Genomic DNA, 18,494 nt, shown 5'->3' with positions numbered 1-18,494 from the left:
TCCTTCGATGACCGCTCCCCTGCCCTCCGAGAAGGCGATGGTGCCTTTCGTCAGCGTCGACAACATGATGCGCCTCGTCCACCATCTCGGCATCGAGCGGGTGCTGGCCGAATTGACCGACCTGATCGAGGAGGATTTCGGCCGCTGGGAGAGCTTCGACAAGACCCCGCGCGTCGCCAGCCATTCGCGGGACGGCGTGATCGAGCTGATGCCGACCTCGGACGGCACCATCTACGGCTTCAAATATGTCAACGGCCACCCCAAGAACACCGCCGAGGGCCTGCAGACCGTCACGGCCTTCGGCCTGCTCGCCGATGTCGCCACCGGCTATCCCGTGCTGCTGACCGAGATGACGCTGCTGACGGCGCTGCGCACCGCGGCGACCTCGGCCATGGCCGCCCGCCACCTCGCCCCCAAAGGCGGTAATGTGATGGCGATGATCGGCAATGGCGCCCAGGCCGAGTTCCAGGCCCTCGCCATGAAGGCGGTGTGCGGCATCGACACCGTCAGGCTCTACGACATCGATCCCAAGGCGACGCAGAAGACCGCCCGCAACCTTCAGGGCAGCGGCCTCACCGTCATTCCCTGCACCTCCTCGCAGCAGGCGATCGAGGGCGCCGCCATCGTCACCACCTGCACCGCCGACAAGCAGTTCGCCACCATCCTCACCGACAACATGGTCGGCCCCGGCATCCACATCAACGCCATCGGCGGCGACTGCCCCGGCAAGACCGAGCTGCACAAGGACATCCTCCTGCGCGCCGACTGCTTCGTGGAATATCCGCCGCAGACCTGGATCGAGGGTGAGATCCAGCAGATGGACCGCTCCTACCCGATCACCGAGCTCTGGCAGGTCGTCACCGGCCAAGTGCCGGGCCGGCGCGACGAGCGCCAGATCACTTTGTTCGACAGCGTGGGCTTCGCCATCGAGGACTTCTCGGCCCTGCGCTACTTGCGCGCCCAGATCGTCGGCACCGATTTCTACCAGGAGCTCGACATGATCGCCGATCCCGACGACCCGCGCGACCTCTTCGGCATGCTGCAGCGCGCCCGCTGAGGCGGGGCCTTTACCCTCCTCTGGAGGGGGAGGGTCGGACGAAGTCCGGGGTGGGGTGGCCTTCTTCGCGATGAAGGGACGCTGTCGCCACCGCCTGAGCATTTTCACCTCACCCCGGCCTTTCAGGCCGACCTCAGGCCATTCCAAGTGGAATGGCCGACACCCTCCCCTGGAGGGTGCAGACTCACGCCCCCTTCCGGAGCCCCCCATGTCCAAGCGCCCTGCCTTTTCGGTCCAGGCCCCCTCCGCCGTGGTGATGGTTCGCCCGCACCACTTCACCGTCAACACCGAGACGGCCGCCGACAATCATTTCCAGGTTGCGGGCAGCGGCGGCGAAGACCTCGCCCCGCTCGCTTATGCCGAGATCACCAGGGCGGCGCAGACGCTGGCGGCCCATGGCGTCACCGTGCATCTGTTCGAGGACGAAAGCCGGACAACCCCGGATTCGGTGTTTCCCAACAACTGGTTCTCCACCCATGCCGGCGGCCATGTCGCCCTCTATCCGATGAAGGCGCCGAGCCGGCGGCGCGAGCGCCGGGCCGACGTCATCGAGATGCTGAAGACCGATTACCGCGTGCAGGAGGTCATCGACTATTCGGGCCTCGAGCCCGACGGCCTGTTCCTGGAAGGCACCGGCGCCATGGTGCTCGACCATATCGACAGGGTGGCCTATGCCGTGCGCTCCGACCGCACCGACCCGATCGCCCTCGAGCGCTTCTGCACCCATTTCAACTTCGAGCCGATGGCCTTCGACGCCCGCGACGACAAGGGAGCCGCCATCTACCACACCAATGTGCTGATGTGCGTGGCCACCGATTTCGTGCTGATCGGCCTCGACATGATCGTCGACGCCGCCCGCAAACGCGAGATCGTCGCCCGCCTCGAACGCTCCGGCCGCCAGGTGCTGGCGCTGAGCAACCGCCAGATCGAGAACTTTGCCGGCAACGCCATCGAATTGCAGGGCAAGGACGGCCGCCTCCTCGCCCTCTCGACCACGGCGTTATCAGCCCTGACGCCCGAGCAGCGCGAGATCATCGAGCAGAGCGCCACCTGCGTCGCCCTCGACATCCCCACCATCGAACGGGCGGGGGGCTCGGTGCGGTGTACGCTGGCGGGGGTGCATTTGACGCCGCGGGGGTGAGAGGGTGGGTGCGATATCGCTTTTTGTGAACCCGCTCGGGCGATCGTTTCATGCCAGAGAACTCATGGATGCAGGCCTCAGCGAACACCCAAAATCAGATTGACACCGACCCGGCCGTTTCGATGCCCCATCACCAAGCACGAACCTTTCAGCGGGCGGAGGCTCTGAAGTGATCTAGCCTGTCCAGGCACCGGCAGCGAGCATTCTACGGAATGTATAAGACCCATTGCGGGAGTTCGCTGGTCGTGCAATTGCTGACTTCTTTCCTGACACGACAGCGAGGTGGCTCACCCTTTATGAAAAGTCAGACTGGGCTTGCCAAATGACACATGCAAGGGTCGATCAGGCAGATTCTCGTGCTTGGAATTTCGCCGGTTGCAGATTCGACAGAGTGTAACTTCGGTACACATGCCTGCTCATCGGGGATATTGTGCGCCTTGGTTAATCGCGACGAACATACCGCGTACATTTACAGCCTGCATGCGATCAAAGTCGGTGATGGCAACGCTGACACTATGGGACAAGATGCTCAAGGGTGCTGATCGCCTGATTCGTTTGTTCGACTACATTCGGTAGCTAAGGTCGGCTAGCATGCTGTGAGAGGCGAGGAAATGGAAGATGCCCAGTGGGTCGCTGCTGCTGGAGGCAATTGTTTCTGCCCCCTATTCTCACCAAGTAAGGTGTGCACTATTAGGTGGCCGCCTATCAATGGGCGACGGAGTAAAATGATGAGCAGAAGCGAGCTTGTTCTGAGCCTAGCCCATGCCGGTATGAAGGGGGACGCTCCATTGATGCGTCGCACAGTCATGGCACTCGCAGAGGAGGCAAAGGCCAAGCAACATCATACACTGGCCAGGCGGCTGGCCAGCCTCATCGAAGAGCGACCTACCGCTCAGAGGAGGCAGCGCATGCAGCTACCGATGCCAGACAAGATTCGGGAATTGGTCTTCCAGATTCAACCGCAACGTAGTCTCAGGGACTTAATCCTCCCCAAAACGGTCGTGACGGAACTCGCCAACCTCGTTGAGGAATACCAGCAAGCTGATCTCTTGCGTTCCCATTCCGTTGAACCTCGACATACAATGCTTCTGCAAGGTCCCCCCGGCACCGGCAAGACCAGCTTGGCAGAGGCACTTGCGACTGAGCTCGGCCTCCCTTTTTTTGTAGTGCGTTACGATGGCGTCATTGGCAGCTATCTCGGCGAAACAGCCTCCCGATTGAATGACCTTCTCGAATTTGCCTCGTCCACGCCGTGCGTGTTGTTCTTCGACGAATTCGACGCAATCGGCAAGGAGAGGGGGGACGTACACGAGACCGGCGAAATCAAACGTGTAGTCAGCTCCTTACTCATCCAGCTCGATGCTTTGCCGTCGCATGTCTTCGTTGTCTGTGCGACTAATCACCCGGAACTTCTCGATAGGGCTGTTTGGCGTCGTTTTGAGGTCCATCTCTTACTGCCGCTCCCCGGGAAATTGCAGATCAGACGGTGGACATCTCGATTATTGGAGGAACTCGGGTTCGGCCGCAGCTTTTCGGCCGAAGAAATTGCGGATATATTTGCAGGCGCCAGTTTTTCAGATCTTGAACAATTTGGGCTGGAGTTGAAGAGACGATTGATTCTGGCTCAGGATAAGGATCCACAAGCCGAAATGCAGTCGACTCTCAAGAAATGGGCTCAGCGCCTACGATTGACTGCAGGCAAAAAGAAGAATGACACGAGAACGTCCGATACTCTTGATCTCTTCGACGCGGACGGCACGGAGGATCCCCGGTTCTCCAAATAGCCAACCACGCCCTAAATACAACCCAGACACACAGAATCGGCGACTCGGTGGAAAGTTCGAACGAATTCGAACCGTCCTCAATCGATTGGCGACTAACGCGACCTTCTCAGACGATCCAAATGACATCGCTCCCGATCGTGCGCTCGTTCTGGAGTTAAAATCTGACGTCCCAGACTTCGAACGCGAGGCTAACCGAATTGGCCTCTACTGGCTTCTAGAGGGAATCAACGAAGCTGAGACCGATGAAGCTTTGGAGGAAGAGGCGCTCAGCGAAGAGGTTGAGGTCCCGCGTAAGGCGAACCGGCTCTACGTATCGATGCCGTCGCGAGAATCCCTCGCTGAACTGCTTCGGCTGTGGGATATCTATCGCAAGAAAGCCCCTAGGCCGGAGAATTTTTCAGCATGGTGGAATATCTTCGCCATGATCGAAGATATCCGTCCGTGGGGCCCGAAGGACCGCCTTGATGAATTTGCAGCTGCATTCCTAGCCCATGAGCTTGAAGAAGATCCGAATGCGAACGTCCTACTAGAAATCAACCTTTGGTATTCAGCCGATCCTCTGGTCCAGGAACAACGGGCCACCGTGCTGCGGAGTCTGGTGAGTGCTGCCGGTGGCTCTGCCCATGACTTCGAAATCGTACCGGAGATTGGCTATCACGCTGCTCTGATAGAACTGCCTGCCTCGCAAGTAAGGGCAATACTTGAGGCGAGCGGCGAAATCATCTTGACACACCAAGTGATGAGTATTCGACCTCAATCCTTGGGCTCATGGCCGATCCTGCGACACGAGAGCCCTCTCGTTGAAGAGACGGGCGTTGGTAGTGAGCAAGAACTCGGCGAACCAGTGGCTGCCTTGCTCGACGGCTATCCGATCGAGAATCATGTTCTGCTGCAGGACCGCATCGACGTCTTCCCGCTGGAGGTCGATCCTTCGATGGCCTCGGTGAGGCACCGTCGTCATGGAACCCAAATGGCCTCACTTATCCTTCATGGAGATAGGGGGGTGGTTTCTGAACCAATCGCAAGTCGACTCCTCATCGTACCGGTCCTGACCACACACGAAGCGGGCGGTTGCGAGCGCACACCTCCATTAAAACTTCCGATCGGACTGATCCGACGGGCAGTAGAGGCCATCAAGATCGGTGCATTGGATCTTGAGCCACTTGGACCAAGAGTCGTGGTAATAAATCACTCACTCGGAGACGTGAACCAACCCTTCATTGGGCACCCAAGCTATTGGGCCAAGCTCCTTGACCATCTCGCTTACAAGCACAATCTTCTCTTTGTTGTGAGTGCCGGCAACGTCCACCGAGGCATCGAGATCGGCCACTTTAAATCGATAGCCGAGTTTAGAAGTGCTGCACCTGACCATAGGCGCGATGCAATGTTGTCAGGCCTTGAACGTGCCAAGTTCCTCCGCACAATGCTGAGTCCCGCCGAAGCGATGAACGTCCTTACAGTCGGGGCTGTCCATCACGATTATTCGACCGCTGCACCACCTCCCGCGACTACCAACCCCTATACCTCGCTACGAATGGTCAACATTGCATCAGGGTTAGGCCTCGGGATAGGCGGGGCAGTGAAGCCGGACCTAGTCCTGCCCGGCGGTCGGCAAGTGGCCCACCCAATCATGGGCAAAACCTTCGAGATCCATGGCCGGGAGATTGAACAACTTGGTCAACTGGCCGCCGCACCCGACGCATTCGGCGGGAAAATCGATCTCATGCAGCGATCCACAGGCACCAGCAACGCGGCAGCCCTTGCAACACGTGCTGCAGTTCTAGTGTCTGAGGCGCTGGATGAGATCGCTTCTAGAACAACACCGGGATTGGAGGCCGCTCGCGCATCCATTCTGAAGTGCCTCGTCGCGCATGGGTGCAATTGGGGAGAAGTAGGCACCTTCTTGGACGGTATCTACCCTCCGCATGACAAATGGTATGGCCGGCGTGCAAACATCGCCAGATTCCTGGGCTTCGGAGAGTCCGATCCTGAGCGCTTCCTCGACGGATCACCCCGACAAGTAACCATGTTGGCCTTCGGATCGATAAAGGCAAACAAGCGTGACGTCTTCCAGTTCCCTCTCCCGGATGCACTTTCCTCGCGCACGGATTTTCGTCGTATCGTTGTAACCCTAGCTTGGATGTCGCCACTTCGTCCAAAGGCTCGCAATTATCGAGCAGTTGCTTTGGAACTGACAGGCCCCAACGGAACGAGCGACATCTGGAGTGGGGTGGAACGACGTCAGGTGCCTCAACCACCTCACTCACTGGCCGCTAAGGGTACTCTGATCCACGCTATATTCGAGGGACGTCGCGCCATGCCGTTCGCAGCCGGCAGTAGCATCGAGATTGGTGTGCAACGACGCCCCGGTTTCTCGACCTTCAACAGAATACCAACATCTTATGCAGTGGCGATGACGATTGAGGTCGCTGATACTATCAGGGCCGATATTTATAATCAGGTTCGCGAAGAACTTAGAGCAAGGGCACGTGCTGCGCGCGTGAGAACTCGATGACCGATTTCACCGCTGACGACAGTCTTGGAAGCGCGACGCAAGCGGAGATCGTGGCGTACCTCCGAGAAATAGGCGATACAACCGCTGCGAATGCAATGCTGACGGGTGGCGGGAGCGGACAAGGTATGCTGGGTTGGCCAAACTCTGCTTATCTTGGTACGGATGCGATGATCGGTTTCATCGAGCACGGTTCAAATAATATCGTGCCTGCGCAATCCGTGGACGCCGAGGTAGATCTGCGCGGTAAAAAACTGAAGATCACCTTCGATCAATTCCACGTCGAGGAGTATCCAGGCGGCGGGGAGCACCGCATTCTTTGTGAATTCATGGGAAAGAACCAGCAGGAGGGTGAGGCCGAGGAGTTGACCTTCGCAGTGACGTGCAATGCGCGCGACAGACAAGGCGCAAGCGTCCTCTCGCTGCCGATCTTTGTCGGCATTGTGGCGGGCGCCAATGGGATCAGCTTTCAAGGCAGGTCCGTTAACGTGCGCAGCAACCTCGATGACACTATCCTTGAGGTCCTCGACAGCGACGTGTTTAAGCAGGGCCTAGAGCTGATCGACAAGGTACAGCCCGCAATCAAGCCACTCGCGAATCTGGCGAGCGGTGTCGTAAAAATGGCGGCGAAGCGATCAAACAATCGTCAGGTCCACCACTTCATGCTGGGTCTCGACTTTGTAGGAAGCCCAACTTCGGCTCGTTTACGCCGCGGTTCTTATATAGTGCTTCAGATAGGTAGGACTGTTGGGTGGGATTGGTCAAACTACATATGGGATACAAATACTTCGAAGCTCGTCACTGCTAGCAGGTCCGTTGCAGCACCAAAATGGAACTACATGGTTTTCGGCGTCTCCCAATACGAGGAGACATGACGCTTCTACCAGAATTTTCTTCGATCAATCTCGAACGTAGCTTGAATAAGCTCGACTTCCTAAGGACTCCACCCCACCAGCCGCCGGTTCTCCACCGGCAGCCGTGAATTACGGTGACAGTGCAGTTAATTTCTGTCCGATCACATCTCTCAATTCAGTGCACTGTCACCGTAATATGGGGTGCGTTCATGCGCAGCGCCCCTCACCCCCGCTGCCGTGCAATCACCCCCAGCGCCGTGGTGATCACCCTGGCGAAGGTCAGCGCCCCAATCCCGTCCACGTCGCGCTCGGGCATGAATTCCACGAAGTCCATCGCCTCGATGCGGCCGCGGCGGGCGGCGCCCTTGATGAGGTCGACGAGCTGATAGTAGGTGAGGCCCCCCGGGGCGCGGCCGATGACGCCGGGCACCAGCGCCGGGTCGAGGGCGTCGGCGTCGATGCAGATGACGATGCGGCTGCCTTCGGGGATGAGGTCGAGCGCGGCCTCGATGCCCTGGCGGTGCAGGTCGTAAGCCGGCACGAATGTCACGCCCCAGGCCAGCGCATCCTCATAGTCGCTCGTCGCGGCCGAGCCGATGCCGCGGGCGCCCACCTGGATGATGCGCTCGATATGGGGCATTTCCGACGCCCGGCGCATGGTGGAGGAGAGGCCGAGGCGCTCGTCCATATGCACCTCGCGCCAGTCGATATGGGCATCGATCTGCAGGATGGTGTAGCGGGCGCCCGCCTCCGCCCCCAGGGCTTCGAGCATGGGGATGGGGATGGAATCATCGCCCCCCAGCACGATCGGCACCGCGCCGCGGGCGCGGATGGCCTTGACGGCGGCGGCGATGGCGGCGCGGTTGGCGGCGCCGTCATTCTCGTCATAGGGCAGGTTGCCGCAATCGACGGCGCGCAGGCGCGGCTCCGGGAAGACCTTGCCGCCATTGTCGAAGTCGTGGCGGTCGAGATTGGCGGTGAAGGCGGCGGTGGCGCGGCGCAGGGCGTCGGGCGCGTTGCGGCAATAGGCGCCGACGGAGCGGTAGGGCGTGGCGCAGGGCGCGCCGATCAGGGCGATCGGAGCGGTGAGCGTGGCAAGGTCGCGGCATTCCTCCAGGCCAAGGAAGGTAAGGGTATCGGCCGCCGCGCCGAACAGCGCGCCGAGATCGGCTTTCTGGTTCATGATGGGGATCCTCTATGCGGGCCGCCCTCGGGCGGCATCGGGTTGGAAAATGGGGGGATGGCCGGCGGGCAGCGCGCGGCGCCGGCAGCGTTGAAATTCGAGCTGTCATTCCCGGCGCCGCCGCAGGCGGCGGGAAGGGAATCCAGGGGCCAGGGACCGCGTCGCTCAGCCCCTGGATCCCCTTCCCTCGCAGTCACAAGCGGGGCTTGTGACTTGCTCGCCGGGGATGACAGAGGGGCTTGTCTGGGCCGGCCAGAGTTCGCGAGTGCCGGTATAATCCTTTGTTTTCGAGAGGTTTTCTTCATCGAAAAGGTCATCAGTTCTTCCGGAAAACGCCTCAGGACGGGCGGACGTCGAGGTAGCCGGCCCAGCGGCGCTCGACGAGACGGAAGGCGCCGACCAGGACGAAGGTCAAAGTGAGGTAGACGATCGCGGCCGCGACATAGGGCTCGAACTGGATGTAGTAGTTCAGCGTGATCATGCGGGCGACGCCGGTGGTCTCCAGCAAAGTGACGGTGCTGGCGAGCGAGGTGGCGTGCAGCATCATGATGGTCTCGTTGCCATAGAGCGGCAGCGCCCGCGTCAGCATCGCCGGCACCAGGATGCGCCGCGCCCGCGTCCAGCCGGACATGCCATAGGCGGTGGCGGCCTCCACCTCGCCGGGCGGGATGTGGCGCAGCGCCCCGGCGAAGATCTCGGTGGTGTAGGCGGTGGTGTTGAGCACGAAGGCGATCAGCACGCAGACGAGCGGGCTGGAGAGCCAGGGCCAGAGCAGGCTGGCGCGCACGAGCTCGAACTGGGCGAGGCCGAAATAGATCAGGAAGAGCTGCACCAGCAGGGGGGTGCCGCGGAACACCAGCGTATAGGCGAAGACGAGGTGGCGGATCAGCTTGTTGGCGCTGTTGCGCGCGAAGGAAAGCGGGATGGCGAGGCAGAAGGAGATCGCCAGGGAGGCGACGGTGAGGGTCAGCGTCAGCTGGGCGCCCTCGGCATAGAGGCCGAGATTTTCGGCAATGACGTCCCAGTTCATGGCGCCAGCTTCCTTGTGCCGAGTTCGTAGCGCCGCGCCAGCCAGGCCAGCACCAGCATGGAGAGGATGGTGATGGCGAGATAGAAGCCGCCGGCGACCAGGTAGAAGGTGAAGGGCTTGCCGGTGGCTTCGGCCGCCCCCTTGGCGCGGAACATCACGTCCTGCAGGCCGATGAGGGAGACCAGCGCCGTCGCCTTGACCAGCACCAGCCAGTTGTTGGTGAAGCCGGGCAGCGCCAGGCGGATCATCTGCGGCAGCACGATGCGGGTAAAGGTGCGGGTGCGCCCGAGGCCATAGGCCTCAGCCGCCTCGATCTGGCCGCGCGGGATGTTGAGGAGCGCGCTCTTGAAGGTCTCGGTCATGTAGGCGCCGAAGATCAGCCCGAGCGTGGCGATGCCCGCCCCGAGCGGGGAGAACTCGACATGGATGTCGAAGCCGAGCCATTCGCCGAGCTGGTCGATGAAGGAGGGCAGGCTGTAGAAGACCAGCAGCATCATCACCAGATCCGGGATGCCGCGCACCACGAAGGTGTAGACCCCCGCAAGCGCCGCCAACGTCCTATGGCGCGAGACCTTGCACAGGGCCGCGCCGAGGCCGAGGATGACGGCCACCACCAGCGAGGCGAAGGCCAGCAGCAGGGTGATCGCCCCTGCCGCCAGGATCATGCGGACGAAATCGAGGACCATCTCCGGTCATTCGCCGAAATATTTGGCGTCCAGCGCCTTGAGCTTGCCGTTGTCCCTGAGGACGGCGAGGCCCTTGTTGATCTCGGCCACCAGGGCGGTGTTCTTCTTGCCGATGGCGATGGCGACGCCCTCGCCGAACTCCTTGGCGTCCTTGCCAGTGAGCTGCGGGCCGACCAGTTCGTACTCCTTGCCGGCGTCCGACTTCAGGAAGCTGGCGCTGATCTGGGCCTGGTAGCTGATGTGCAGCTCGGCGCGGCCGGCGGTCAGCTCCAGATAGGGCGCGCTGCCGGTGTCGTAGCGCTTGATGGTGGCCTTGGGGAAATGGCTGGTGACATAGGCGTCCATCGGCGTTCCCGTCTGCACCGCGATGGTCTTGCCCGCCATGCCCTCGGGCGTGAACTCGTAGGACGAGCCCTTCTTGGCCACGAAGCGGAAGATCGGATGGTTGTAGATGTCGGAGAAGGCGATCACCTTGCGGCGCTTCTCGGTAACGGTGAGCTGGGAGATCAGCGCATCATATTTGCCGTCGATCAGGCCGGGGATCATGCCGTCCCAGGCGGCATTGAAGATGTCGCAATCGAGCTTGGCGGCCTCGCAGATCGCCTGCATCAGCTCGACGTCGTAGCCGACCAGCTTGCCGTTGGCATCGATCGATTCGAAGGGCGGGAAGGTGGCGTCGGTGGCGATCTTGATCTTGTCGGCGGCCTGGGCGCTGAGGGCCTGGGCGCCGGAGGCGGCAAGGCCGAGCAGGAGGGCGGCCACGGCGTTTCTGAAGCGAATGCTCATGATGGGTCTCTCGGGATGGGATTTGTCGTTGTGGAAGCCGGTTTCCACCGGCCTTGGTGGGGTCGATTTACCCTCCCCTGAAGGTGGAGGGTGAAGCGATGGCTAGTGCTGCAAACGCCCGGCAAGGAATTGCCGCAGCCTGTCGCTGCGGGCATCGGTGAAAACGGCTTCGGGCGGGCCCTCTTCCTCGATGGCGCCGTTGTGCAGGAAAACGACGCGGCTGGAGGCATGGCGCGCAAAGCCCATCTCATGCGTCACCACGATCATGGTGCGGCCCTCCTCGGCGAGGGCCTGCATGACCTTGAGCACCTCGCTCACCAGCTCCGGATCGAGCGCCGAGGTCGGCTCGTCGAACAGCATCACGTCGGGGTTCATGCTGAGCGCCCGGGCGATCGCCACGCGCTGCTGCTGGCCGCCGGAGAGATGGGCGGGATAGCGCTGCAGCACCTCCTGGCCGAGGCCGACCTTGGCGAGATTGGCCCTGGCCCGCTCGGTCGCTTCCGCCTTGGAGACGCCCAGCACGCTGATCGGCGCCTCGATGACATTGTCGATCACGCTCATATGCGACCACAGGCAGAAATTCTGGAACACCATGGCGAGGCGGCTGCGCATGCGCTGAAGCTGTCTCTTGTCGGTGGCCCTGAGGAAGCCGTCGCCATCCCTGACCGTCTTCAGCGCCTCGCCGTCGATGACGATGCTGCCGGCGGTGGGGCGCTCGAGGAAATTGATGCAGCGCAGGAAGGTGCTCTTGCCCGAGCCGCTGGCCCCGATGATGCTGATGACGTCACCGGCCGCGGCCTGGAGCGACACGCCCTTGAGGACCTCGACCTTGCCATAGGATTTGCGGATACCGTCCACGGCCAGCTTGTGCATGCTTCTTCCCAATCCGGCCGCGTTCGTCCGCCACCAAGACCCCTCTCCTGCGCCGGGCTGGTCCGCCCATCGCCACGGTGCTCATAAAATCAGAAGGCCGGCCTGGGGCAATTGATATTTGATCATCAAATAGATGACGTCATTTCATCTATTGTGCATTTCCAATGCATATTGCCTGCGAAGGAGGCATCGCCTGGCGGCGTATTCGGTCAATTCCTGAACTAGTCTCAACTGTACACCATCCAGTCAACCGATCTGCCAGGCGGCGGCATCCTTGCCGAAGCGCGCCAGCAGCCAGCGCAGGAAGAGCCGCACGCCCGAGCGCTGCAGGCCGGCATGGGTGGAGACGACATACCAGCCGCCGAAGGCGTCGATGGCGGTGGAAAAGGGTCGCAGCAGCGTGCCGTTCCTGACGTCCGCGCCCGAGAGCGTGTCGCTCGCCAAAGCGACGCCGGTACCGTTGATGGCAAGGTCGATCGCCATGCCGAGATCGCTGCAATAGAGATGGCGGCTATAGGGTCCGAAGTCGCGCTCGCCGGCCTCGGAGAGCCAGCGCCGCCATTCCGAGCCATCGTCCCAGTGCAACAGGATGGCGCTGCGCAGCTCCACCGGGCTGGTGATGCGCCGGCCGATGCGCTGGAACAAGGTCGGGCTGCAGACGGGCATGATGCTGACATGGGCAAGCTGTGCCGACCATTTGTCGTCCCAGCCGCCGGCGCCGAAGACGATGCCGATATCGGCATCCACCAGCTCGTGGATGCGGTGGTTCTCGGTGAGCTTGATATGACATTCGACAGCAAGGTGGTCCTGGCAGAAATCGGCGAGGTTCTTGGCGAGCCAGCCGCTGGCGAACATCGGCGGGCAGGCGATGCCGATGCGTCCCCCGTCCTGGTCCGCCTCCGACAGGCGCAGCGCCGTGTTGGTGATGTCCTGCAGCGCGGCCGAGACCGTCTTGGCGAAGACACGGCCGGCATCGGTGAGCACCACGCCGCGCCCGGCCTTGTGGAAGAGCGGATAGCCCAGCACCTCCTCCAGCCGCCGCAGTTGGTGGCTGACGGCGCTGTCGGTCAGGGCAAGCTCCCCGGCGGCTTTGGTCAGGCTTTCATGCCGCGCCGCCGCCTCGAAGGTGCGTAGCACGCCGAGTGGCAGGTTACGCATCGCCGCGCCCCGTCATGACGCCAGCCTGGCCTTCATCCTCCACCTCGGATCTCCCAAAATATGGATGGCGGCCGGGATATCACCTAGGATGGCGCCATGTCCTCCCCCGATGCGATTCGTATTGCAGCCGCCGTCATCGTCCGTCCCGACGGTATGACACTCCTGGTCAGAAAACGAGGGACATCGGCCTTCATGCAGCCGGGCGGCAAGATCGAGCCCGACGAGCAGCCCCGGCAGGCCCTGTGCCGCGAGCTCGCCGAGGAGATCGGCCTCGCGGTCGATCCGGCGCGCCCTGTCTATCTCGGCCGGTTCGAAGCCCCGGCCGCGCATGAGGACGACCGGATGGTCGAGGCCGAGATCTTCCGCCTCGACATCGCCGAGCCGGTCGCCGCCACCGCCGAGATCGAGGAAGTCGCCTGGGTCGACCCCAGCGCACCTGGCCCGCTGCCCCTCGCCGCCCTGACGCGCGACCATGTGCTGGCCCTCGCGACGGCGCGCGGTGCGGGCTAGCCTTCTGCCGAATCCGTCTCAGGTCTCGTGCCGGCCGGCAAAGGCCAGCAGCAAGGCGAGGAAGATCAGGACGCCGGCGCCGACCTGCTGCCAATAGAAATTCCAGCCGATCAGCAGGAGGCCGTTGGAGACGAAGCCGAACAGCAGAACGCCGAGGATCGTGCCGGGAATGCTGGCGCGCCGGTTACGGCTGAGCGAAGTACCGATGAAGGCCGCGCCGATGGCGTTGAGCAGATAGGCATTGCCCGAATAGGGCACATAGGCGTTGACGTTGGACGACAGCAGGATGCCGGTCACGGCGGCGACGGCGCCGGAGAGGATATAGACGATCGCCAGGATCCGCCGCACCGGCAGGCCGGAATAGCGCGCGACCTCCTCCTGCGTGCCGACGGCCAGGACAGTGCGGCCGAAACTCGATTTCTCCAGGAGGAGCCAGGCGCCGAGCGCCAGCACCGCGACGAGAAGCAGCGAGACCGGCACCCCGAGGAGGGTGCCATGGCCGATGAAGGCGAGCGCGGGCGGTATGCTGCCGGCCGGCACATAGACGGGATTGCCGCCGTCGGTGGTGAGCTGCTGGAGGCTGTGGCCGATGAACAGCGTGCCCAGCGTCGCCAGGAAGGGCGTGATCGAGAGGCGCGCGATCAGGAAGGCGTTGAAGAGCCCGGTGCCGATGCCCGCGCCGACGCCATAGAGGCAGGCGAGCGCCACAGGCTGGCCCGAGGAGACCGCCGAGACGAAGGCGAGGCTGCCGAGATCAACCGCCGTGCCCACCGACAGATCCGTGCCGCCCGAGGCCACCGTCAAGGTCATGGCGATGGCGACGATGGCCGTCAGGGCGACATTGTTGACAAGCACGCCGGTGATGTTTCCAAGCGTCAGGAAGCCCGGCGCCAGCACGGAGAAGACGGCTACGACCAGCACGAGCGCCAGCGGAATGCCGAAGCGCAGCAGTTCGGATGCCGGCCGGAGGCGCGGCCCTTCGGCTCCAACGGCGCTCATGACGCCCTCCTGCGTGCGAGATTGGCGGTGGCGGCGACGACGGCCAGGATCAGCACGCCCTCGATGCCATTGACCCAATAGGTCGAGACATGGAGGAGCTGGAACCCGTTGGTGAGCGCGCCCAGGAAGACGGCGGCGAGCAGCGTGCCTGCCACGGTTGGCAGCAGCCGGCGCGAAAACATGAAGCCTAGAAAGGCGGTTGCCACCACCGGCAGCAGCATGTCGCCCGAGCCTCCGGTCGCGCCATTGAGGAAGGCGACCGAAACCACGCCAGCCAGCCCGCCCAGCAGCCCGCTGGCGATATAGGACAGCGCGACATAGCGATGGATGGCGATGCCGGCGGCCTTGGCCGCCTCGCGATGCCCACCCACCGCATAGGCGCGCAGGCCGAAGGGCGTGAGATGCAGCAGCACGGCCAGCAGCGCGCACAGGGCAAGGAGCAACCAGCCGAGCACGGGAATGTCGAGCGGGCCGGCCAGGCCGAGCCAGTCGATCAGCGGCGAGGTGGCGGGAATGGTGGTGTTCTCGGTCACCACCAGTTCGAGCCCGGCGCAGACATTCATGGCGGCCAGGGTCGCCAGCAGAGGCAGGATCCGCAGCCAGACCACGGCAAGCGCGTTGACAAGGCCGACGAGGAGGCCGACGCCGAGCGCGGCCGCCAGGCAGGTCGTGTCAGAGAAGCCGGCCTGGTTGAGCAGGGCAAAGACGGCGGCCGAAAGCCCGAGCGTGCCGGCAAGGGAGAGGTCGATGCCGCCGGCGATCACATCCGAGCCGCCGGTGATCAGCACCAGCGTCAGGCCGAAGCCCAAGATGCCCAGCACCGCCGATTGCGACAGGATGAGGCCGATATTGGCGGGCGAGACGAAGGAGGGCACGTTGACAGCGAAGAAGGCCATCACAGCCAGGAAGAACAGCAGCCCGCCGGCCCGGACCAGGCGCGCGCCGGCGCCTCCCGCCAGATCACGCCAGCTCGCACCGGCCCTGGATTCATGAGGCTTGGGGTGGATCGAGGCCGATGTCGCGGATGCAACCGCTTCCAGGGTTTCATGCGGCATGGCTGGCTCCTTCCCCGGGATCGGCGCCCGTCAGGGCCGCGGCCAGCAGCTGGTCGGACGAGGTGGCCGCGGTCTCGTAGGTGCCGACCACGGCGCCGCGATGCATCACCAGGACGCGGTCGCACACGCCCAGGAGCTCGTCGAGATCGGCAGAGAGCAGCAGGATGCCCGCCCCCTCCTCCGCCAGCTCGGCGATAAGGCGATAGATCTCGGCCTTGGCCGCGACGTCGACCCCGACCGTCGGCTCGTCAAGCACATAGATGTCGGAACGACGGGCCAGCCATTTGGCGATCACCACCTTCTGCTGGTTGCCGCCGCTGAGGGTGCGCACGGCTGCGTCCTGGCCGCTGGCCTTGATCTTGAGCGCCTCGATCAGCTTCGACACTTTCGAACGCTCGCCGGAGCGGTCGAGCCAGCCCAGGCGCGTGATCTGGCCGAGGCTGGCAAGTGTGGCGTTCTCGCGGATGGAGAGGCCGAGCGCCACGCCCTGGGCCCTGCGGTCCTCCGGCACCAGAGCGAGACCCGCCTGCGCCGCCGCCACGGGGCTGGAGAGGCGCCGCACACGTCCATCGACCTCGATGGTGCCCGCCCGCGCCGGCCGCAGTCCGAACAAGGCCTGGACGAGTTCCTTGGCTCCCGAGCCGAGCAGCCCGGTCAGCCCGATCACCTCGCCGCGATGCACCGTCAGGGACACATTGGCAAAGGCCGGCGGCGCACCGAGGCCGGCAAGGGACAGCACGGGCTTGCCGCGTTCGGCGTGATGCTTGGGGAACAGGTCCTTGACGTCGCGATCGACCATCAGGCGGGTAATCTCGCCGATGGTCGTGCGCCAGGGCTCGAGATGGGCGACATCCCGGCCGTTGCGCATAATGGTCACGACATCGCAGATGCGTTCGATCTCGGCCAGGTAATGCGAGATGTAGATGCTGGTCAGGCCGCGCGCCTTCAGTTGCGCGATGGCGGCGAACAGGCTCTCGACCTCGCGCTTGGCCAGCGCCGCCGTGGGCTCGTCGAAGATGATCAGGCGGGGCTTGGCCAGCAGCGCACGCGTGATCTGGACGATCTGCTGCTGCGCCGTCGACAGGTCGCGGATGAGTGCGCCGCGAGGCAACGTGATGCCGAAGAAATGCCGCAGGGCCTCGTCCGCGCGGCGCTGCAGGCTCGGCTGCCAAACGCCGAGGCGCGACCCCACGGTTTCGCGCCCCAGAAACAGCGCTTCGCCGACCGTCGCGGTCGGCACCAGCAGCCGGTCCTGGTGGATGAAGGCGATGCCGAGTTGCTCGGCCTTCTGGGGCGAGAGATGATCGAACGGCCGGCCCTCGAATTCGATGCTGCCGGCTTCCGGGCTGACGAGACCGGCCAAAGCCTTGATCAGGGTCGACTTGCCGGCGCCGTTCTGCCCGACCAGGCCGTGGACGGTGCCGGGCGCGACCACGAGTGAAGCGTCATCGAGGGCCCGGGTCGGTCCGAAGGTCTTGACGAGGCCGCGCATGGCCAGAACGGGAGATATGGATGTCATGGCGTCGATCACCGGCCAGCTCAGCCCTTGCTCAGAGGAATGCGGCACGGGACCGGCCACGAGGAAGAGCCACCCCATCCGGGCTTGCGGATGGGGTGGCTGGGCAGGATGGTGTCAACGAGGGCACCCTGCGGGGTTGGTCGGATGCGGGTCGATCAGGTAATGGCGATCAAGCCTGGCCGAGCTGCTTTTGCACCTCGGCGGCGTTCTTCTTGTTGGCGATGACGGCCGGCAGGAAAGTCTGCGAGGGCAGCGTGGTATCGCCGTTGAGATAGCGGGCGAGGTTCAAGACCGCCTGGCGGCCGATGACCGAGGGCTGCTGGGCCGCCACCGCACCGGCCGGCGCCTTGGGATCCTTGACCAGCGCCAGCACCTCGGGGGTGCCGTCGACGCCATAGGTGAGGATCTCGCTGCGCCCTGCGGCGATCAGGGCCTGGGTGGCGCCGAGCTGGGGAATGTCCCAGGCCGACCAGATCGCCGAGATCGACCCCTTGTCCGGATATTTGCTGAGCAGGGCGGTGATCTGCGCATAGGCGTCCTGCACCGTGTTGGGGATGACGTCGCGCAACTCGGGCTGGATAATTTTCACCTCGGGATAATATTTGAGGACGTTGCGCAGCTGGGTGTAGCGGATCTCGCAGACAGGAACGCCCGAAAAGCCGTTGAAGACGACGACATTGCCCTTGCCGCCGATATCGGAGACCAGCTGCAAGGCGAGCTGGGCACCCAGGGAGAAATTGTCCGAGGTCGCCGTGTTGATGACGTTGGTCGAGGGCAGGTCGACTGAAAAGACCGGGATGCCGGCCTGGCGCAGCTTCTTCAGCCAGGGGTCGACGACCGAGAGGGTGCCGAGCGTCTGGATCACCGCATCCGGCTTTTGCGTCACCAACGTCTGCAGCTGGCTGACCAGCGTCTTGTCGTTGCGCCCGGCATCGAGCCCGATCGGCGTACCGCCGAGTTCCTTCACGGTCTCGACCTGGGCCTGATAGGCCTTCAGGTCGAAGAAATGGTCGGTACCCGCGACGCTGATCGCGATGGTCTTGCCCTTGAGGGAGGGCAATCCCGCTTCAGGCTTGGCCGCTTCCGGTTTGGCGGCATCGTCGGCCCGGGCAGTGCCGCCCAAGGCTGCGGCGGCAGCCAGGGCCGAGCCCATTTTCAGAAGCGAGCGGCGCCCGAGCGGCGTGGAGGAAGTCGTCATCGTGTCGGTCCAGCTTTGATCTCAGCCCGTCTGTCGAGGCCTGGTCAGAGCACACACGTTTGCCGATTATATGTCAACTAAATTTATAGACTTAATATATTGAAATCATCGAGCGCTTCCCAAGCCGACCGTGAGGATGCCCATCGGCC

The 18,494-nt window shown here is 63.2% G+C and carries 16 protein-coding genes; 6 read left to right on the top strand and 10 right to left on the bottom strand.

Translation table 11 applies throughout. The features are described 5' to 3' along the window. Positions 1-7 precede the first annotated feature (7 nt). The 5 genes from ACN6KF_RS27065 to ACN6KF_RS27045 all read left to right on the top strand — a co-directional run bounded on the left by ACN6KF_RS27065 (position 8) and on the right by ACN6KF_RS27045 (position 7,369). On the top strand, positions 8-1,057 hold the full coding sequence (locus tag ACN6KF_RS27065; RefSeq protein ID WP_434960016.1) for an ornithine cyclodeaminase: 1,050 nt from the start codon (positions 8-10) through the stop codon (positions 1,055-1,057). A 208-nt stretch (positions 1,058-1,265) separates the two neighbouring features. After that, positions 1,266-2,198 carry a citrulline utilization hydrolase CtlX gene (gene ctlX, locus ACN6KF_RS27060; RefSeq protein ID WP_434960015.1) on the top strand — a complete coding sequence of 311 codons (933 nt, stop codon included), beginning with the start codon at positions 1,266-1,268 and terminating at the stop codon, positions 2,196-2,198. A 791-nt stretch (positions 2,199-2,989) separates the two neighbouring features. Then, positions 2,990-3,982: an AAA family ATPase gene (locus tag ACN6KF_RS27055; protein WP_434960014.1), complete on the top strand. Its 993-nt coding sequence runs from the start codon at positions 2,990-2,992 to the stop codon at positions 3,980-3,982. A gap of 85 nt (positions 3,983-4,067) precedes the next feature. After that, positions 4,068-6,497, top strand: a complete 2,430-nt coding sequence (locus tag ACN6KF_RS27050; protein ID WP_434960013.1) for a S8 family peptidase — start codon at positions 4,068-4,070, stop codon at positions 6,495-6,497. Continuing rightward, positions 6,494-7,369 carry a hypothetical protein gene (locus ACN6KF_RS27045; protein ID WP_434960012.1) on the top strand — a complete coding sequence of 292 codons (876 nt, stop codon included), beginning with the start codon at positions 6,494-6,496 and terminating at the stop codon, positions 7,367-7,369. Before ACN6KF_RS27050 ends, ACN6KF_RS27045 begins: the two co-directional genes overlap by 4 nt. A gap of 202 nt (positions 7,370-7,571) precedes the next feature. Here the strand turns inward: ACN6KF_RS27045 and ACN6KF_RS27040 are convergent, their stop codons facing one another. The 6 genes from ACN6KF_RS27040 to ACN6KF_RS27015 all read right to left on the bottom strand — a co-directional run bounded on the left by ACN6KF_RS27040 (position 7,572) and on the right by ACN6KF_RS27015 (position 13,064). Beyond that, a complete protein-coding gene (locus tag ACN6KF_RS27040) occupies positions 7,572-8,531 on the bottom strand; it encodes an arginase family protein (protein ID WP_434960011.1) in 960 nt (319 codons plus the stop codon). A gap of 337 nt (positions 8,532-8,868) precedes the next feature. Continuing rightward, positions 8,869-9,561, bottom strand: a complete 693-nt coding sequence (locus ACN6KF_RS27035; RefSeq protein WP_434960010.1) for an ABC transporter permease — start codon at positions 9,559-9,561, stop codon at positions 8,869-8,871. Continuing rightward, positions 9,558-10,247 carry an ABC transporter permease gene (locus ACN6KF_RS27030; protein ID WP_434960009.1) on the bottom strand — a complete coding sequence of 230 codons (690 nt, stop codon included), beginning with the start codon at positions 10,245-10,247 and terminating at the stop codon, positions 9,558-9,560. The genes ACN6KF_RS27035 and ACN6KF_RS27030 overlap by 4 nt, the downstream gene beginning before the upstream one ends. 6 nt (positions 10,248-10,253) lie before the next feature. Beyond that, positions 10,254-11,033 (bottom strand): transporter substrate-binding domain-containing protein, encoded by a 780-nt coding sequence (locus ACN6KF_RS27025; protein WP_434960008.1) that lies wholly within the window; start codon positions 11,031-11,033, stop codon positions 10,254-10,256. Between the two features lie 102 nt (positions 11,034-11,135). Then, the gene (locus ACN6KF_RS27020) at positions 11,136-11,906 is read right to left on the bottom strand and encodes an ABC transporter ATP-binding protein (protein WP_434960007.1); all 771 of its coding nucleotides are present in this window, start codon (positions 11,904-11,906) and stop codon (positions 11,136-11,138) included. 246 nt (positions 11,907-12,152) lie between these two features. Then, complete coding sequence (locus tag ACN6KF_RS27015) at positions 12,153-13,064, bottom strand: LysR substrate-binding domain-containing protein (protein ID WP_322433168.1); 912 nt, start codon at positions 13,062-13,064, stop codon at positions 12,153-12,155. A 96-nt stretch (positions 13,065-13,160) separates the two neighbouring features. Here ACN6KF_RS27015 and ACN6KF_RS27010 point away from each other — a divergent pair, with 96 nt between their 5' ends. Beyond that, positions 13,161-13,574 (top strand): NUDIX hydrolase, encoded by a 414-nt coding sequence (locus ACN6KF_RS27010; protein ID WP_434960006.1) that lies wholly within the window; start codon positions 13,161-13,163, stop codon positions 13,572-13,574. An 18-nt stretch (positions 13,575-13,592) separates the two neighbouring features. Here the strand turns inward: ACN6KF_RS27010 and ACN6KF_RS27005 are convergent, their stop codons facing one another. The 4 genes from ACN6KF_RS27005 to ACN6KF_RS26990 form a co-directional block, all read right to left on the bottom strand. After that, positions 13,593-14,573 carry an ABC transporter permease gene (locus ACN6KF_RS27005; protein ID WP_434960005.1) on the bottom strand — a complete coding sequence of 327 codons (981 nt, stop codon included), beginning with the start codon at positions 14,571-14,573 and terminating at the stop codon, positions 13,593-13,595. Beyond that, positions 14,570-15,628, bottom strand: coding sequence for an ABC transporter permease (locus ACN6KF_RS27000; RefSeq protein WP_434960004.1), 1,059 nt, complete (start codon positions 15,626-15,628; stop codon positions 14,570-14,572). The genes ACN6KF_RS27005 and ACN6KF_RS27000 overlap by 4 nt, the downstream gene beginning before the upstream one ends. Then, positions 15,618-17,147, bottom strand: a complete 1,530-nt coding sequence (locus tag ACN6KF_RS26995; RefSeq protein WP_434961311.1) for a sugar ABC transporter ATP-binding protein — start codon at positions 17,145-17,147, stop codon at positions 15,618-15,620. The genes ACN6KF_RS27000 and ACN6KF_RS26995 overlap by 11 nt, the downstream gene beginning before the upstream one ends. 169 nt (positions 17,148-17,316) lie before the next feature. Next, positions 17,317-18,345, bottom strand: a complete 1,029-nt coding sequence (locus ACN6KF_RS26990; protein WP_434960003.1) for a sugar ABC transporter substrate-binding protein — start codon at positions 18,343-18,345, stop codon at positions 17,317-17,319. Positions 18,346-18,494 lie beyond the last annotated feature (149 nt).

This window comes from Labrys methylaminiphilus subsp. lupini (assembly GCF_051161885.1).
In the GTDB taxonomy this organism is placed as follows: Bacteria; Pseudomonadota; Alphaproteobacteria; order Rhizobiales; family Labraceae; genus Labrys.
Note: the sequence above shows the minus strand (reverse complement) of the source record. Positions and strands in the feature narration are given on the sequence as shown.

Bases quoted from the DNA above. Each gene is read 5' to 3' on its own strand.
- ACN6KF_RS27065 (WP_434960016.1), top strand. From the start codon at position 8: ATGACCGCTCCCCTGCCCTCCGAGAAGGCGATGGTGCCTTTCGTCAGC.
- ctlX (WP_434960015.1), top strand. From the start codon at position 1,266: ATGTCCAAGCGCCCTGCCTTTTCGGTCCAGGCCCCCTCCGCCGTGGTG.
- ACN6KF_RS27055 (WP_434960014.1), top strand. From the start codon at position 2,990: ATGCGTCGCACAGTCATGGCACTCGCAGAGGAGGCAAAGGCCAAGCAA.
- ACN6KF_RS27045 (WP_434960012.1), top strand. From the start codon at position 6,494: ATGACCGATTTCACCGCTGACGACAGTCTTGGAAGCGCGACGCAAGCG.
- ACN6KF_RS27040 (WP_434960011.1), bottom strand. From the start codon at position 8,531: ATGAACCAGAAAGCCGATCTCGGCGCGCTGTTCGGCGCGGCGGCCGAT.
- ACN6KF_RS27035 (WP_434960010.1), bottom strand. From the start codon at position 9,561: ATGAACTGGGACGTCATTGCCGAAAATCTCGGCCTCTATGCCGAGGGC.
- ACN6KF_RS27030 (WP_434960009.1), bottom strand. From the start codon at position 10,247: ATGGTCCTCGATTTCGTCCGCATGATCCTGGCGGCAGGGGCGATCACC.
- ACN6KF_RS27025 (WP_434960008.1), bottom strand. From the start codon at position 11,033: ATGAGCATTCGCTTCAGAAACGCCGTGGCCGCCCTCCTGCTCGGCCTT.
- ACN6KF_RS27020 (WP_434960007.1), bottom strand. From the start codon at position 11,906: ATGCACAAGCTGGCCGTGGACGGTATCCGCAAATCCTATGGCAAGGTC.
- ACN6KF_RS27015 (WP_322433168.1), bottom strand. From the start codon at position 13,064: ATGCGTAACCTGCCACTCGGCGTGCTACGCACCTTCGAGGCGGCGGCG.
- ACN6KF_RS27010 (WP_434960006.1), top strand. From the start codon at position 13,161: ATGTCCTCCCCCGATGCGATTCGTATTGCAGCCGCCGTCATCGTCCGT.
- ACN6KF_RS27005 (WP_434960005.1), bottom strand. From the start codon at position 14,573: ATGAGCGCCGTTGGAGCCGAAGGGCCGCGCCTCCGGCCGGCATCCGAA.
- ACN6KF_RS27000 (WP_434960004.1), bottom strand. From the start codon at position 15,628: ATGCCGCATGAAACCCTGGAAGCGGTTGCATCCGCGACATCGGCCTCG.
- ACN6KF_RS26995 (WP_434961311.1), bottom strand. From the start codon at position 17,147: ATGACATCCATATCTCCCGTTCTGGCCATGCGCGGCCTCGTCAAGACC.
- ACN6KF_RS26990 (WP_434960003.1), bottom strand. From the start codon at position 18,345: ATGACGACTTCCTCCACGCCGCTCGGGCGCCGCTCGCTTCTGAAAATG.